The following is a 16,645-nucleotide window of genomic DNA, read 5'->3' on the forward strand; positions in this document are numbered from 1 at the left end:
TGCTTGAGCGAATCCGGAACCGCTTTAGAATCGGTAAATATGAACTGGAATACTGTGCTGCGCGATGTGACGACGCTGGAGTGTGTCTCCTCCGATGCGGAGATTGCGAACGTGCAGTACGATTCGCGGCGCATCCAGCGCGGCGACCTGTTTGTCGCGATGCGGGGCGGCAGTGTGGATGGCAACCGCTACATCGATGCCGCTCTTGCCGCCGGTGCTGCAGCCGTGATGACAGACTCGCGCGAGGTCTACGGCAAGCTGCAGCGCGAGCATCGCGAAGTGGCCGTTGCATTGGTTGAGCATGGACGCCGCGGGTTGGCCGAGGCGAGCGCGGCGATCTTTGAGCATCCGCAATCGCATCTCGCGCTGAGCGCAGTGACGGGAACGAATGGCAAGACGACGACAGCTTTTCTGCTGGAGGCGATGCTCCGCAGTGTTGGCCGCAGGTGCGTGCTGATCGGGACGATCGAGACGCACGTGGCGGGCGCGGTGCGCGAGTCTCCGCACACGACGCCTGAGTCGCGCGATGTGCTGGAGCTGTTCAGCGATGGGGTGAAGGCAGGCGCGAGCGAGGCGGTGATGGAGATGTCCAGCCACGCGCTTGAGCAGGAGCGCGTGTGGGGCCTGCCGGTCGACGTCGCCATCTTCACCAATCTGACGCAGGACCATCTCGACTATCACGGCACGATGGAGCGCTACTTCGCGGCGAAGGCACGCTTGTTCGAAGGCGTAGGAGCGCCGCCACCGCGCGTCGCCATACTGAACGCCGACGACCCTTACGGGCAGCGGCTTGCTGCGGGCATCGAGCGTTCGCAGGTGCTACGTTACGGGTTGGATGCTGCCGCCGATTTTTGCGCTGAAGATATTCGGATGCGAGCCGGTGAGACGCGCTTTCGCATGGTGACTCCGGTGGGAGCCGCGGAAGTGCGCTCTCCGCTGACCGGCCGCGTGAACGTCTACAACCTGCTTGCCGCAAGCGCTGCGGCCTGGCGCCGTGGTCTGACTCTGGATGAGATTGTTGCAGCCGCGCATGCGGGGGCACAGGTTCCGGGCCGATTCGAGGTAGTGCCTTCGACCAATGGCGTTGCTGTGGTCGTCGACTACGCGCACACGGACGATGCGTTGCGAAACCTGATCGCTCTGGCGCGCGACATCGAGAAAGGCAGCGGGGGGCGCGTGATTACGCTCTTCGGCTGCGGCGGAGACCGCGACCGCAGCAAGCGTCCGCGCATGGGACGGGCCGCTGGTGAGGGAAGCGATCTCGTCGTGCTGACGAGCGACAATCCGCGCAGCGAAGATCCAGCAGCGATCATCGTCGAAGCTCTCGCGGGCGTGAGGGAGACAGGGGCCGCGTGCATCGTCGAAGAAGATCGCGCGAAGGCGATCGGGACCGCGATCCGCGCCGCGCGCAAGGGAGATATCGTGTTGATCGCGGGCAAGGGACATGAGAAGGTGCAGGTGTTGAAGAGTGGGACTGTTCCGTTTGACGACGTGGCGGTGGCCTCGCAGGTCCTGAAGGAGATGCAATGAAGCTGACACTCGGCCAGGTCGCCGACTGGATTCACGCCGAAGGAGACTTCGACACCACAGCCGAGGCACTCGGATATTCGATTGATTCGCGGACCATCGGCGCCGGAGATATGTTCTTCGCCGTCAAGGGCGAACGGCTCGACGGCCACGACTATGTGGCGGCGGCGCTTGCAGATGGCGCTGTGGCCGCAGTTGTCAGTAACCAGTGGATTGTGCCGGCAGAAGTGGATACGACCAGGCTGCTGCGCGTTGCGGAGTGTGACGACTGCGTTCTGCTTGCCTTGCAGCGGTTGGCCCATGCGGTGAGGAAAGACTGGGGCGGGCGGGTGATCGGCGTCACCGGCTCGGCTGGCAAGACGACGACGAAGGAAGCGGTTGCACAGGTTCTGAGCGCGAAGTTTCGTGTGCTCAAGTCGGCGGGCAATCTGAACAACGCCTTCGGTCTTCCGCTTCAGTTGCTGAAGCTCGAGCGTGAGCATGAGGTTGCGGTGATCGAGATGGGGATGAACCACGCTGGCGAGATCGCCGCGCTGGCGAAGATCGCCGAACCTGACTGGGCCGTTGTCTCGAACGTTGCGCCGGTGCACATGGAGTTCTTCGCAGACGGTCTGGCAGGAATCGCGCGCGCGAAGTACGAGCTGGTGGAGTCGTTGCCCGGCGATGGCATTGCCATTCTCAACTTCGACGATCCGCACGTGAAGGAGTTCGGCAAAGGCATGGGCGGCAGGGCGATCTTCTATGGCACCGAGCCCGGCGCGCAGGTTCGAGCCGAGCGAATCGAAGAGGCGGGCCTCGATGGAATGCATTTCGAGGTTGTGGTCGCCACCGATCGCGAGCCTGTTCACCTGAAGCTGCTTGGTCGGCACAACGTTCTGAACGCGCTGGCAGCGATTGCAGCCGGTCTACGCAGCGGTATGAGTCTGAAGGCGTGTGCGGCCGCTCTGCGTGATCTTGAGCCTGGGGACAAGCGCGGCGAGGTGATCGCCTGGCATGGGGCGACGTTGATCAACGATTGCTACAACTCCAACCCGCGCGCATTGGATGCGATGGTTGATGCGTTGATGGCGATGCCGGGTTCGCGGCATGTTGTCATTGCGGGCGAGATGCTGGAGTTGGGGCCCGAGGCGGATCGCCTTCATGCGGCGTGCGGGGCAAGAATGGCTGAGCGCGGTGTCTCGACAATTATCGGGGTACGTGGGCACGCTGCGGCGCTGGTTGATGCGGCGGTCAGGGCCGGAGCCGCCGACGCGCATTTTATGCCGGCGGCCGAAGAGGCAGGCGAGTGGATGAAGGGCAATCTAAAGGTTGGCGATGTTGTTCTGTTGAAGGCTTCACGTGGTGTTCGGCTGGAGCGTGCACTGGCGGTTCTCGGCGATTAGCTTTGCAGGAATGAACTTTGGTTCGAGCTGGAAAATGTCGCAAATACCTGCGTCGATAGCCTGTTAAGATACGGCTATCCTGCGGCCCGTTGCGACGACGGCACCCGCGTACTCTGCGGATCTCATCGAAGGCGGACGTCTTGCTCTATTGGCTGCTGTATCAAAAGCTGTTTCCTTATTTTCGCCTGTTTCGCATCTTCCGCTACCTGACGTTTCGTACGGTCTTTGCGAGCTTGACGGCGCTGCTGATTGGCCTGCTGATCGGGCCGTACGTCATCGAGCGTCTGCGCGAGTTTCAGATTGGCCAGTACATCCGCGAAGAGGGCCCGCAGTCGCATCAGAAGAAGAGCGGCACTCCGACGATGGGCGGCGTGCTGATCTGCATCTCCATCCTGGTGCCGACGCTGCTGTGGTCCGATCTGTCGAACCCGTTCGTTTGGGTGGTGATGCTATCGACCCTGGCCTTCGGCGCGATCGGGTTCGCCGACGATTACATCAAGGTGGTGCATCGCAGGAACCTTGGTCTTACGGCTCGCGCAAAACTTGGCTTGCAGCTTCTTGCCAGCGCGGGCGTGGCGGTAGCGTTGCTGCGGCTGGAGATGCACGGCAACTATTCGACCAAGTTGATGTTCCCGTTCTTCAAGCGCTTCCGTCCCGACCTGGTGTGGGAGTGGATGGGGCACGTCCCGCACATGCACTGGCTGGCTTATCTGCCGTTTATCGCCTTCGTGATGCTGGTGATCTCGTTCTCGAGCAACGCGGTGAACCTGACGGATGGCCTCGACGGACTTGCCATCGGATGCACCATCATTGCCGCCGGCGCGCTCACCGTGCTGACCTATGTCAGCGGACACGTCGTCTTCTCCGATTACCTCGAGTTGCAGCGTATGCCGCTGGTCAGTGAGCTTACAATCTTCTGCGGGGCGATGGTGGGGGCCAGCATCGGCTTCCTCTGGTACAACGCACATCCGGCGGAGATATTTATGGGCGATGTCGGTTCGCTGGCGCTGGGCGGAGCGATCGGCACGGTGGCGGTTGCGATCAAGCAGGAGCTGCTGTTGCCTTTCATCGGGGGAGTTTTCATTCTGGAAGCTGTGAGCGTGATGTTGCAGGTGGGGAGCTATAAGCTGCGCAACGGGAAGCGCATCTTCAAGATGGCGCCGCTGCATCATCACTTTGAGCTGCTGGGCTGGTCGGAGTCGAAGGTAATTGCGAGGTTCTGGATTCTGGCGCTCATCTTCGCGCTGCTGGCGCTGACGACGTTGAAGCTGCGTTGAAAGATGTAGTCTGATGGAACTGTCATGGAACTGAAGAACAAGCGCGTACTTGTCGTCGGGTTGGGGAAGTCGGGAATTGCGGCTGCGATGTTTCTGCGCCGCCAGGGAGCGCGGGTGACGGTCAGCGATTCGCGTAGCGCCGTGGCGCTGGCCAAGGAGATTCCCGCGCTGCTTGAGGCGGGCGTCATGGTTGAGAGCGGCGGACATGGACTGCTGACGTTCCGGCGCCAGGACCTGATCGTCATCTCGCCCGGTGTTCCGCTCGACACGCCTGAGGTGAAGCAGGTGATCGGCTACGGGATGCCGGTGATCGGCGAGCTTGAGCTGGCGAGCCGCTTCCTGAAGGGCCGCGTCGTCGCCATCACCGGATCGAACGGCAAGACGACGACGACGACGCTGGTGGGCAAGATTCTGAAGGACGCCGGCCTTCCGACGCTGGTGGGCGGCAACATCGGTACGCCGGTGATCGACCTTGTGCCCGAGAGTACAGACGAGACGCTCGATGTGCTCGAGGTCTCGAGCTTTCAGTTGGAGACGATCGGACAGTTCCATCCATGGATTGCCCTGGTGCTGAATATCACTCCCGATCACCTCGACCGTCACGGCAGCTTTGAGAACTACGCCGCGATGAAGACGCGCATCACCGAGCGGCAGGAGGCAGGCGACTTCCTCATCCTGAACGCTGAGGATAAGCCGACACAGATGGTGGCGGCGAAGACGAAGGCGCAGATCTTCTGGTTCAGCCCGCGGCGGCCGATCAAGCAGGGCGCGTTCGTCCACGGCGAGAGCATCGTCTTCGTTTCGCGCGAGGGTGCGAAGGCCGAGCCTATCATGCCGGTCGCGGAGATCCCTCTGCGCGGCGCGCACAACGTGGAGAACGTGCTGGCGGCGGTCTGCGCGGCGCGGCTGGCTGGAGTTCCGGCGGAGACGATCCGCGCCTCGGTGGCGAGTTTCAAGGCGGTTGAGCACAGGCTGGAGTTTGTGCGCTGCCTGCAAGGGGTCGATTACTTCAACGACTCGAAGGCGACCAACGTCGACGCGGCGATCAAGGCAGTCGAGGCGTTTCCCTCCGGTATTCATCTGATTCTCGGAGGCAAGGACAAGGACTCCAACTACACGCTTCTGAGCTCGCTGCTGCGCGAGAGGGTGAAGGCTGTTTACACGATTGGTTCGGCCGCGGAAAAGATTGAGCGCGAGTTGAAGGGAGTCGTGAAGATGGTGGGAGCGGGAACGATCGACGTGGCGGTGCGCGAGGCGCACAAAGCGGCCGTTCCCGGAGATGTTGTGCTGCTGGCCCCTGCCTGCTCGAGCTTCGATCAGTTTGAAAACTACGAACACCGTGGTCGAACCTTCCGGCAGATCGTGAACGAACTCAGCTAAGAGCAGAGGCAAGAGCCAGCGGCAGGAAGTAGATTTTGAGATGGCGAAGCGTGTCGGGGTTGATAAGTGGCTGTTCGGGGTAGTGCTGTTGCTGGTGCTCTTCGGGCTGGTGATGGTCTTTTCCACCTCGGCTGTGATGGCCAAATCCAGCTTTGGAACACCGTATTACTTCATGATCCGCCAGGGGCTCTGGGCCAGTGCCGGGCTGGCTGCGCTTGTTCTGCTGATGCGCGTCGATTACCGCCACTATAACAATCAGAAGTTTGTCTATGCCGCTGTCGGCCTGACGTTGATCCTGCTCGTCGGCGTCTTTGGGATGCATGATTCGCACAATACGCATCGCTGGTTCCGGTTCGGATTTGCCAGTTTCCAACCCTCCGAGCTTGCAAAACCGGCGATCGTGCTCTTTCTCGCCTACTTTCTGCAGTCGCGCATCCACAAGATGGACGACTGGAAGGGAACAGTGGTGAAGGCGGCGCTTCCTCCACTGGTGATGGTTGCGTTGATTGTGAAGGAGCCTGATCTTGGGACTGCGATCGTCTGCGTCGCGGTGACCGCGCTGATGCTTTACCTCGCGGGGATGGAGATCAAGTATCTCGCTATCGGCGCTGTGTGCGCCTCGCCGGTGCTCTACTATCTGCTGTTCTGGGTGCCGTGGCGCAGGGCGCGCATGCTGGCATTCATCAATCCAGAGGCCGATCCGCGAGGAACGGGCTTTCATATTCTTCAATCGCTCATCGCTGTCGGTACCGGCGGTTTGCATGGTCTCGGCCTGATGGAGGGAAGACAGAAGCTCTTCTATCTTCCTGAGCCGCACACCGACTTCATCTTTGCCAGCGTGTGCGAAGAGCTGGGAGCGATCGGTGCAATCTGTGTGATTGGCTTGTTTGTCGCGCTTGCGTATCGCGGGTTTCGCGCGGCGTATCTTTCTACCGAGCCATTCGCACGATTCCTCGCCTTCGGGATTACCTCGACGGTGCTGATTCAGGCCTTTTTCAATATGAGTGTCGTTGTGGCGTTGTTACCGACCAAAGGCATCACGCTGCCATTCATCTCGTTTGGCGGAACCAGCTTGTTCGTGATGCTGGCGAGCATGGGCGTACTGCTGAACGTTACCCGCGAGATCGATTAGTGAGCGCAGTGCAGGGACTTCGCGTTCTGATTGCCGGCGGGGGCACGGGCGGCCACGTCATTCCCGCGCTGGCGATCGCGCGTGAGCTGCGTGATGCGTATGGTGCAGAGGTGCGGTTTGTAGGAACGGCTCGCGGTCTGGAGACTCGGCTGGTTCCCGAGGCCGGATTTACGCTGGAGCTGATCAAGGTGGGCCAGCTTAAGAATGTCAGCTTTGCGACCCGCGCGCGGACGATGCTCGATCTTCCACTGGGTGTAATGCACTGCGTTGGGCTGCTGCGTCATTTCAAGCCGCATGTGGTGGTTGGTGTGGGAGGCTATGCCTCTGGCCCAGCGATGATGGCGGCGCTTCTGCTAAGGGTGCCTACTCTTGCGTTTGAGCCGAATGCGGTTCCGGGTCTTGCGAACCGGCTTGTCGGTAAGTATGTCAGCGCGGCGGCGGTGAATCTGCCGGAGACGACGAAGTATTTTCGCAACGCGAAGGTGACGGGTACGCCGGTGCGGCCTGAGTTCTTTGCGATTCAACCAAAGGCAGCCGGTGAGTCGAAGCGGCTGCTGGTCTTTGGCGCCAGCCAGGGCGCGCGCATCTTCAACGAGACGATGCCGAAGATCATCGAGCGTCTTTTGACGCAGGTGCCAGGACTCGAGGTTGTGCATCAGACCGGTGCACGGCACGGTGCGACGACGCTTGCTGCCTACAACGAGCTTGATGTGGCGCTTCATGGTGTCGAGGTCACGATGTATCTGGACGACATGGCGGCGCAGTTTGCAGCCGCCGATCTGATACTTTGTCGCAGCGGCGCAAGCTCTGTCGCCGAGGTTGCTGCGGCGGGAAGGGCGGCGGTGCTGGTGCCGTTTCCGCAGGCTGCGGACGACCATCAAAGGAAGAATGCAGAGGCCTTCGTTAGTGCGGGTGCGGCGGTGATGATCGTCGAGGCTGAGCTGACTGAGGAGCGGTTGCTGACGACACTCGTCACTTTGCTGAAGGACGATGCAGGGCGTTCCGCGATGTCAGCCCATGCCCGGGCTCTCGCTCATCCGGGTGCGGTCGCAGAGATTGGCCGCATGGTTCTCGGCTTAAAACGACGTTAAAGGGAAACGGGCTGAGAGATCTCAGCCCGTTCCATTCAGCAATCGCAATCAATTAGCGACGTCCACCGCCACCACCATGGAAGCCTCCACCGCCTCCGCCGCCATGGAATCCACCACCGCCGCCGAAGCTGCCGCGGTTGCCGCCGCTGAATCCGCCGCCTCCGCTATTGCCACGGAAGCCGCCGTTGTTTCCACCGCTAAAGCTGCCGCGGTTACCGCTGTAGCTCTGGCTGGGCGCTGAGTAGGCGCGGTTCCCGTAGCTCTCCGATGGCGCCGAGTAGGCCCGTCCCTGCGATGGCATCACGAAGTTATGTGGCGTGTTGTTGTTCACGCTGCCATTGTTCCCGCCGTTCTTCCAGCCGAAGTTGCCTCCGCCGTTAGATTCCGGCCGCTGGCCGAAGCCACCGTTGTTGCTCCTGTTGACCGAAGTAGGAGCGGCATTGACGCTATTGCCTTGGTAGGCGGCTCCAGAGTTGTTTCCGCCGTTTTTCCAGCCGAAGTTGCCTCCGCCGGTAGATTCTGGCCGCTGGCCGAAGCCACCGTTATTGTTGCGGTTGACCGATGTGGGGGTGGCATTGCCACGGTTGCCCTGGTAATTAGCTCCGGAGTAGTTGTTCCCGCCATTCTTCCAGCCGAAGTTGCCATTGCGGGTGTTCTCGGCAAAGTTGTTGCCGCGGTTGTTGTAGTACGAGCCGCGATTGCCGGCAAAGTTGTTGTTGCCGCGGTTTACCCAGCTTGAGCCGCCGGGTCGTCCGTCGAAGTGGCCGCCGTAGGGGCGGTTATAGACGTAGCCGCTTCTCCATCCGGGGCCGAAGCGGTTGTAGCAGCTGTTGTACCAGAAGCGTCCGCCGCCCCAGTATCCGCCGTAGAAGCCGGTTCCGAAGTAGCCAAAGCCGTAGTTGATGCCACCGTAGTAGCCGATGGAGCGGCCCCAATAGCCGGCGTTCCAGAAGTAGCCGCCAGGGGCGTAGCCCCAGTAGCCGGGGGTCCACAGAGCGCCGACGTAGGGCGGGAGCACCCAGGCGCCATCCACCCACTCGTAGCCATCACCAGTCCACGCCCAGTAACCTGGGGTCCAGATATAGCCGTAGCCTGGCATAGCGGGTTGCGCATAAACAGGGATTACCGGAGGAGCAATCGCCACCGAGACGAAGACTCGCGCGTGAGACACGGCAGGAGCCGCAAACAAGAGAGCGCCTGCGAGAGCGGTGGTGCCGAGAGCTGTGCGGAGACGACGGGAGAGGTTCATTGCCTGCCTTTGCCGGAGGATCCTTCGTTTAGCCCGACCGAAACGGGGCTTCGAGGATCTCCAGCGGAGGTTCCTGCCCGCTTTGCCATGCGGATCAGGCACTCACCATATTAGACACAATGTTGCGGGAATTGTTGCCTGAAAATGAATGGATATTCAGGTGCTATCGAATGAATGGCTTAGCTGGTCGAGAAGGACTGGCAGCGTCAAGCCGCTGCTAGAGTGAAAGATATGGCTGTTCCTGTCGCTCCCTCAGGTCATTTTTTCTTTCCGCCAACGCAGCGGATTCACTTTATTGGCATTGGCGGTATTGGTATGAGCGGGATCGCGGAGATCCTGCTGACGATGGGGTATCCGGTCTCCGGCAGCGACCTGAAGCGGTCGCCGGTGACGGAGCGACTGGTGGCGATGGGGGCGCGGGTCTTTGAGGGGCACGCGGCGGCAAATGTGGTTGCCAGCGATGTTGTGGTGACGAGTTCAGCCGTGAGCAGGGACAACCCTGAGGTGGTGGAGGCACGGGGGCGGAAGATTCCCGTAATCCAGCGGGCGGAGATGCTGGCCGAGTTGATGCGGCTGAAATACGGCATCGCGGTGGCCGGAATGCATGGCAAGACGACGACGACGAGCATGGTTGCGGCGGTGCTGGCGGCGGGCGGACTCGACCCTACGGTGGTTGTGGGGGGGAGGGTGAATGCTCTGGGATCGAATGCGCGACTGGGGAACTCGCAGTACCTGGTGGCGGAGGCAGACGAGAGCGATCGCAGCTTTCTGAAGCTGTCGCCGGTGCTGGGGATCGTAACGAATCTTGACCGCGAGCATATGGACTGTTACCGCGACATGGCGGATGTCGAAGATGCGTTTGTCCAGTTTATGGACCGTCTGCCGTTTTATGGAGCAGGGACGGCATGCGTGGACAACGCGCTGCTGCGAGCGGTTCTGCCGAGGGTGAGGCGCAGAATTTATACCTATGGCGAGAGCGCGGACGCGGACTTCAGGGTGACGCTGCTCAAGAAGGATGGGGAAGGGCTTGCGCGGTTCGAGGTGAGCTGCAAGGGTGAAAGACTGGGACCGTTTTTGCTGCATGTGCCGGGTCGGCACAATGTGCTGAATGCAGCTGCCGCAGTTGCGGTGGGCGTACAGATGGGGATTGCAGCGGAACAGATTGCGGCGGGGCTGGAGAGCTTTCGCGGGGTCGACCGGCGCTTTCAGATTAAGGGCGTTGTGCGCGGCGTGACGGTAGTGGACGACTACGGGCATCACCCGACGGAGATTGTGGCGACGTTGAAGGCGGCGCGCGAGTGCGGTTACAAGCGGGTGCTGGTGCTGTTTCAGCCGCACCGCTTTACGCGGACGCGCGATCTGATGGCGGAGTTCGCGTCTGCCTTTGGCGATGCCGACCGCGTGAAGGTGCTGGACATCTACGCTGCGAGTGAAGCGCCGATTTCGGGCGTGACGGCCGAGGCACTGGTGAAGGCGATCGGGCGTGAGGGGGTTGCGTATGCTGCTTCGGCGCTGGAGGCGGTGGAGGCTTTGGCGCGCGAGGCTCATGAGGGAGATGTGATTCTTACGTTGGGGGCGGGCAGTGTGTCGCAGGCCGGGGCGATGTTGCTGGAGCGGCTTGAGGGATAAGTTCGTGGCCTTACAAGCAAAATGCAGGTCCTTCTGCTGCGCCCTACGGGCTTCGCTCAGGATGACAAATCCTGGGGGTGAGGGAATCGCTTCGCTCAGGATGACAGGTTTTCGATGTGCGCGAGAGAAGGTCGATGGGGCATGGCAGGAATGGGGGAGTGACCAAATGGGTCAGTTCCTGAAAGGGTACAAGCAGTAAGTTGAGGAGATGGTTGGGGTCTTCGGCGGGATATAGTCAGGATGGCGATTCTCGCGGCCTCGGCTCAGGCTTGCGAAAGAGCAGTGGTGCGATCTAGCGGAAGAGCAGCGGGGCGCGAGACAGCGGTGCTTGAGGCGCCACAGCCGGAGTTTGCTCCGAAGTCGATGGCCTCACGCAAGAAGCCTGCTGCGCCGGACAGGACGATGCGCAGGGATTTTTCCGAATTTGACGAGGATGAGTTCGACGAACCTCCGCCATCGCGGCGGCGTCAGGCCGGAGTAAAGCTGCGCCTGCGGGGCGGTCTGCCCAAATCGTTAAGCGGAAAGATGGGAGTTCTGGCTGCGCTCCTTGTGCTCGCAGGACTGTGCATGGCGGCTGCCATGGTGGCCAGGACGGCAATTCTGCACGACGACAGGTTCGTGATTCCATCCTCCTCGTCGATTGAGGTTGAGGGAAATTCACGTGTCACGCGGGCCCAGTTACTGACGGTCTTTGGCGAGGACATCGAGCGCAATATCTTTCGTGTGCCTCTGGCGGAGCGCAAGGCGGAGCTGGAGCAGCTTCCCTGGGTCGAGCACGCTACCGTGATGCGGTTGCTGCCGAACCGGCTGCGGATATCGATCATCGAGCGCACCCCGGTGGCCTTCGTGCGGCAGGGAAATCGTATCGGTCTCGTGGACGGCAATGGCGTGTTGCTGAATATGCCGACCGACGTGCAGGCGAACACGCATTACTCGTTTCCGGTCGTGACGGGCCTGGCGGCGAACGATCCGATCTCGATGCGCGCGGCGAGGATGAAGCTGTATGACCGTTTCACACACGACCTGGACTCGTCGGGCGAGAAGCTCTCGCAGAACCTGAGCGAGGTGGATCTGTCGAACCCGGAGGATGTCCGGGCGATCGTCGCAGACAAAGGCGGCGATGTGATGGTCCACTTTGGCGAAGACAACTTCCTGGGCAGGTACAGGAAGTTTGAGGAGCACCTGCCGGAGTGGAGATCGCAGTATCCGCGCCTGAGTTCGGTGGATATGCGGTACGAGCGGCAGGTTGTGCTGGAGATGCAGAAGGGAAGCACCGCTCCTGCTGCAACACCGGCGGTGACTGGAACCCTGCCGCCTGTTGAACCTGCGCAGATAGCAAAACCAGCGGTAAAGCCACAGGCCGCTCCCATCCAGCATCCAGCGCCGGTGAAGAAGCCGGCGGCAAAGTCGAAGCCGAAGGCCGCAGCCAAGAGCGCGGCCGCAACACGATCGTCTGCAACGAAGACGGCAGCAACGAAAACAATTCCGGCGAAGAGCGCTGCCACAGTGCAGCAGAGGCCGGCAAGCGGAAATGGAGAGTCGTTCTGGGTTCATCCGAAGAAAGAATCGACGAAAGGGTTGACGCCGGCGGAGCAGGGCTCGGGGACAGAGTTCAAGTTTCATCCGCCGCAGGTGGTCCATCGATGAAGAGTCAGAGGCCGGAAAACCTGATTACGGTGCTTGATGCCGGAAGCACGAAGAGCTGCGTGCTGGTTGCGGAACTGCACGACGGTGTCCTGCGGTATCGCGGGCATGGCGTTGAGCCATCAAAGGGGATGCGCAAAGGGCTGATTGCAGAGCTGGCGCCTGCGGTGGGGGCGATCAATCGCGCGGCACTGACGGCAGAGCGCACAGCGAAGGCAACCATTGAGACCGCGGTGGTCGGCATCGGCGGAACGCATGTGCGCGGCATGAACTCGCGCGGCGGCATCAGCATGGGAAGCCGAATGCGCGAGATCACGCGCGAGGAGGTGCGTGCCGCAGTGGATCGCGCGCGCAGCGTGGCCCTGCCTCCCGACCGCGAAGTGCTGCACCTGCTGCCGCAGGAGTTCATCCTCGACGAGCAACCTGGGATTCACGATCCGATCGGCATGGTGGGCAACAAGCTTGAGGTGAATCTTCATCTCTCCACCTGCTCGGGAGGCGTGGCGCAGAGCGTGATTACGTGCGCGAACCGCGCGGGTCTCGAGGTGATGGATACGGTGTATGAAGGCATCGCGGCGGCCGAGGCGGTGCTGAGCGCCGATGAGCGCGAACTTGGCGTATGCATCGCCGACATTGGCTCGAGCACGACGGAGCTGGCGGTGTTCTTCGAAGGCTCTGTGGCGCATACTGCGGTCCTGCCGATCGGCGGCGACCACTTTACGAACGACCTTGCCGTTGGTTTGCATGTGACGGTCGAAGAGGCGGAGTTCCTGAAGAAGACCTACGGACACTGCGTGGTGACGGCCGTTCCGCAGATGAACGAGATCGAGGTTGGCGGCGACCTGGCGATCTCGGGAGGCCAGCCGGCGCGGATGGTGCGGCAGAGGTTCCTTGCAGAGATCCTTGAGCCGCGTGCGCGTGAGCTATTTACAATGCTGCGCGACAACCTGCGCACCGGTGGTGTTCTTGAGGCGCTGGGCGCGGGCTGCGTAGTGACCGGCGGCGGCGCGCTGATGTCGGGGCTGCTCGACAACGCGGAGAGCCTGCTGCGCGTTCCGGCTCGTGTAGGATACCCGGTGCCGCTATCGCGGATGCCGGAGGAACTGGCGCGGCCGGAGTATGCTGCAGCGATCGGAATGCTGCTGTATACGCATCGCACGCAGGTCCGCAAGGCGAGCGAGGAGCAGGGGCTGCGGGCGAAGCTGAAGGCGATCTTTGCGGGAAGTTTTTAGCGTTCGTTCTGGAGTTTTGCGGCGCTTCAGGCAAACAGCAGATTCCTCCACTTCGCTGCGCTCCGGTCGGACTGACAACCAGGAAAGAGTCTGTTGAACCAGCGATGGTACGTAGCGGTGGAAAACGTGGATGAAATGCAGACGGCGATGATGTGAGAATTGAGTCAGCCTTGAAGCGGCTTAAGGAGCACTGCATTCATGCCGAATCTGCCTGACGACGACATCCGTATCCACTATCACGACGAGGTTCCGCGGGGAGCGCGGATCAAGGTCATCGGCGTGGGAGGTGGGGGAAACAACGCTGTAAACCGGATGATTGCGGCCCGCGTTGAAGGCGTTGAGTTTATCGCGGCCAATACAGACGTGCAGGCACTGACGGTTTCAAATGCTCCGGTCAAGCTGCAGCTTGGAGTGAAGCTGACGAGCGGGCTTGGCGCGGGCGCAAACCCCGACGTGGGCAGACGTGCGGCGCTCGAGGATTCGGACAAGATTATCGAGGCCCTTGAAGGCGCGGACATGGTGTTTGTCACCGCGGGCCTGGGCGGAGGCACGGGCACTGGTGCTGCTCCGGTGATCGCCTCGCTGGCCAGCGAGATGGGAGCGCTGACGGTGGCGGTTGTCACGAGGCCCTTCGGATTTGAAGGCAAGCGCCGCATGATGCAGGCCGAACGCGGCTTGCAGGAACTGCTGGACTCGGTCGATACCGTGATTGTGATCCCGAACGAAAAGCTGCTGGCCGTAGCCAAGGATGCCGGGTTCTTCGAGAGCTTCCGCATCGCCGACGATGTGCTGCGGCAGGGCGTCCAGGGCATTTCGGACATCATCACCATTCCCGGCGTGATCAACCGCGACTTTGCCGATGTGAAGACGACGATGGCTGGCATGGGCTATGCGGTGATGGGCACGGCGGTGCGTGCCGGGCAGAACCGCGCGGTTGAAGCCGCGATGGCGGCGATGGCCTCGCCACTGTTGGAGTCGGGCGCGATCGATGGAGCGCGAGGCATCCTGATCAACATTACGGGTTCGAGCAGCCTGAAGCTGAATGAGGTCAATGAGGCTTCCACGATCATTCAGAATGCGGCGCATGAAGATGCCAACATCATCTTCGGCGCGGTGCAGGACGAGACCATGGGAGACGACGTGAAGATCACCGTCATTGCGACAGGTTTCAAGCAGCAGGAGATGCCGGCGCGCCGGGAGCGGATGCTGGCCGAGTCGACCCTGCCGACGATGCGCTATGAGATGCCGGTGATTGAGCCACGCGTTTCGACCCCGCGTTCGACGGCATCGATGCCAAAGTTTGCAAGTGATCCCGAGGCAGTAGCGACTCCCGTTCCATCGGTCTCCCCGGCGTATGCGGAACGGCGAGAGCCTGAGACTGCGGAACCCGAGCTGCGGCCCGTTCCCGCGTCGGTCTTTGACGATGAGTTCTTTCGCAGTACCCAGGAACGTGGAGTACCCCCATATATCGTTTCTGAAGAGGTAGTTAGGGTGGCAACAGGGGTGAAGGAAGCGGCTTACCTCCAGCACGGGGAGAGCGTCCAAGCTGATGTATCGGTTGATGCGGCCAAGGTGCCGTTTGGTGGAGCAGCAGTGCCGCTCGTTGTGGATGCCAACGAACCGGATGAGCTTGATATTCCAGCGTTTCTGCGGCGTGGCCACTAGTGTCGAATCTGCCCGGAGTATGGGGCAAAAGATGTATTTCCCCAGTGAGGGGATTGGGGTGGAATGAGAGTCTCCTGGGGTTAACCTCACAGGAGATGGCAACTTAGTTGCTCATTCAGTTTTAATGTAGGAAGAAGAGGGGTCGCCAGGTGTCGAAACTGTTGAGGGTCTTAGGCGTATTCCTTCTGGGCCTGGTAGTGGGTTCGGGGGTTGAGGCTTCTGCGAAGCCGTCGAGCAACGCGAAACATCACTCATCGGGTACAGCCCACACTGTTTCGAGCAGTAAGGCACGCCTAACAAAGAGATCGACGAAGACAGTAAAGGCCACTCGCAAGTCCGGCAGTCATGTGGTTGCGACGAAGGTTGTCGCCGGCAAGCGCCGCGGTGCCAAGACCAGGCTTGCCGTGCGTCGGACCCGTTATTACGAACGCTTCACGGCCAGCTCGTTTACCGACAACCTGACCCTGGGTGACGTGACCGATGGCGAAGACCCGGTGGTTCGCGCTGCGGCGATCGAAGCGCTGGGCAATATGAACGGAACCGCTGTGGCGATCGATCCATCGACTGGCCGCATTCTGGCGATGGTGAATCAGAAGCTGGCGCTGTCGCGCGGCGCGGAGCCCTGCTCGACGATCAAGCTGACGGTTGCGCTGGCGGCACTGGAAGAGGGCATCGTCAAGAAGGATACCGAGGTCAATCTCGGCGGCAGGTATCGCCTGACGATGACGGAGGCACTGGCGCACTCCAATAATGCCTACTTCGAGACACTGGGCCGTTCGCTTGGCTTTGAACGCGTAAAGCACTATGCCAACGAATTCGGCCTCGGCGAGCTGGCGGGATATCACATTGAAGGCGAACAACTGGGCATCTATCCCGACGAAGAGCTTCCGGCTAAGTTGGGCGGCGTAGGAAGGATGTGTTCGTTTGGCGAGGGCGTTTCGATGACTCCTCTACAGCTTGGAGCGCTGGTTTCGGCGATCGCCAACGGTGGCACGCTCTACTATCTCCAGCATCCGGAGAATGCGATCGACATTGCGAGCTTTCAGCCGAAGGTGAAGCGGCAGTTGAACATCGCGCCGCTGATCCCGGAGATACTCGACGGCATGCAGGGCGCGGTGATGTATGGCACGGCGCGTTCACTGCGGGCCAACTTCAACCAGTTTCCGGTCATGGGCAAGACGGGCACCTGCTCGAACAACGGCACGCGCTTCGGCTGGTTCGGCTCGTACGCCGATACGCCACGGGGACGGATTGTGACGGTGATCTTCCTCGAGGGCGGCAGGCCGACCTTCGGGCCAAAGGCCGCCGAGCTAACCGGCCAGTTCTACCGTGCCTTGTGGGACAAGAGCTACTTCACTCCGAGTACGGAGCAGGCGCTGGGTGCGGTGGGCGGCGGCGCGCAGTAGAGACAGGTGGGTCCATGTAGGCGCAGTATGG

12 protein-coding genes are annotated in these 16,645 nt (G+C 61.2%); 11 read left to right on the top strand and 1 reads right to left on the bottom strand.

The features are described 5' to 3' along the window. Nucleotides 1–39 precede the first annotated feature (39 nt). The 6 genes from JSS95_13140 (at nucleotide 40) to murG (ending at nucleotide 7,789) form a co-directional block, all read left to right on the top strand. On the top strand, nucleotides 40–1,530 hold the full coding sequence (locus tag JSS95_13140) for a UDP-N-acetylmuramoyl-L-alanyl-D-glutamate--2,6-diaminopimelate ligase (GenBank protein MBS1800759.1): 1,491 nt from the start codon (nucleotides 40–42) through the stop codon (nucleotides 1,528–1,530). Continuing rightward, complete coding sequence (locus JSS95_13145; protein ID MBS1800760.1) at nucleotides 1,527–2,909, top strand: UDP-N-acetylmuramoyl-tripeptide--D-alanyl-D-alanine ligase; 1,383 nt, start codon at nucleotides 1,527–1,529, stop codon at nucleotides 2,907–2,909. The genes JSS95_13140 and JSS95_13145 overlap by 4 nt, the downstream gene beginning before the upstream one ends. A gap of 140 nt (nucleotides 2,910–3,049) precedes the next feature. Continuing rightward, complete coding sequence (locus tag JSS95_13150; GenBank protein ID MBS1800761.1) at nucleotides 3,050–4,186, top strand: phospho-N-acetylmuramoyl-pentapeptide-transferase; 1,137 nt, start codon at nucleotides 3,050–3,052, stop codon at nucleotides 4,184–4,186. A gap of 24 nt (nucleotides 4,187–4,210) precedes the next feature. Continuing rightward, nucleotides 4,211–5,566, top strand: a complete 1,356-nt coding sequence (murD, locus tag JSS95_13155) for a UDP-N-acetylmuramoyl-L-alanine--D-glutamate ligase (protein ID MBS1800762.1) — start codon at nucleotides 4,211–4,213, stop codon at nucleotides 5,564–5,566. Nucleotides 5,567–5,606: 40 nt separating this feature from the next. Then, on the top strand, nucleotides 5,607–6,698 hold the full coding sequence (gene ftsW / locus JSS95_13160; GenBank protein ID MBS1800763.1) for a putative lipid II flippase FtsW: 1,092 nt from the start codon (nucleotides 5,607–5,609) through the stop codon (nucleotides 6,696–6,698). Between the two features lie 26 nt (nucleotides 6,699–6,724). Further along, the gene (gene murG / locus JSS95_13165) at nucleotides 6,725–7,789 is read left to right on the top strand and encodes an undecaprenyldiphospho-muramoylpentapeptide beta-N-acetylglucosaminyltransferase (GenBank protein ID MBS1800764.1); all 1,065 of its coding nucleotides are present in this window, start codon (nucleotides 6,725–6,727) and stop codon (nucleotides 7,787–7,789) included. Between the two features lie 52 nt (nucleotides 7,790–7,841). Here murG and JSS95_13170 read toward each other — a convergent pair whose 3' ends face one another. After that, nucleotides 7,842–9,038, bottom strand: a complete 1,197-nt coding sequence (locus tag JSS95_13170) for a YXWGXW repeat-containing protein (GenBank protein MBS1800765.1) — start codon at nucleotides 9,036–9,038, stop codon at nucleotides 7,842–7,844. Nucleotides 9,039–9,269: 231 nt separating this feature from the next. Between JSS95_13170 and JSS95_13175 the strand changes: the two genes are divergently transcribed. The 5 genes from JSS95_13175 (at nucleotide 9,270) to JSS95_13195 (ending at nucleotide 16,614) form a co-directional block, all read left to right on the top strand. After that, nucleotides 9,270–10,667 carry a UDP-N-acetylmuramate--L-alanine ligase gene (locus JSS95_13175; protein MBS1800766.1) on the top strand — a complete coding sequence of 466 codons (1,398 nt, stop codon included), beginning with the start codon at nucleotides 9,270–9,272 and terminating at the stop codon, nucleotides 10,665–10,667. A gap of 363 nt (nucleotides 10,668–11,030) precedes the next feature. Continuing rightward, complete coding sequence (locus tag JSS95_13180; protein MBS1800767.1) at nucleotides 11,031–12,314, top strand: FtsQ-type POTRA domain-containing protein; 1,284 nt, start codon at nucleotides 11,031–11,033, stop codon at nucleotides 12,312–12,314. Then, nucleotides 12,311–13,543, top strand: a complete 1,233-nt coding sequence (ftsA, locus tag JSS95_13185) for a cell division protein FtsA (protein ID MBS1800768.1) — start codon at nucleotides 12,311–12,313, stop codon at nucleotides 13,541–13,543. The genes JSS95_13180 and ftsA overlap by 4 nt, the downstream gene beginning before the upstream one ends. A 198-nt stretch (nucleotides 13,544–13,741) precedes the next feature. Further along, nucleotides 13,742–15,208: a cell division protein FtsZ gene (ftsZ, locus tag JSS95_13190; protein ID MBS1800769.1), complete on the top strand. Its 1,467-nt coding sequence runs from the start codon at nucleotides 13,742–13,744 to the stop codon at nucleotides 15,206–15,208. Nucleotides 15,209–15,357: 149 nt separating this feature from the next. Next, nucleotides 15,358–16,614, top strand: coding sequence for a penicillin-binding protein (locus JSS95_13195; GenBank protein MBS1800770.1), 1,257 nt, complete (start codon nucleotides 15,358–15,360; stop codon nucleotides 16,612–16,614). Nucleotides 16,615–16,645 lie beyond the last annotated feature (31 nt).

This window comes from Acidobacteriota bacterium, assembly GCA_018268895.1.
Taxonomy (GTDB): Bacteria; Acidobacteriota; Terriglobia; order Terriglobales; family Acidobacteriaceae; genus Edaphobacter.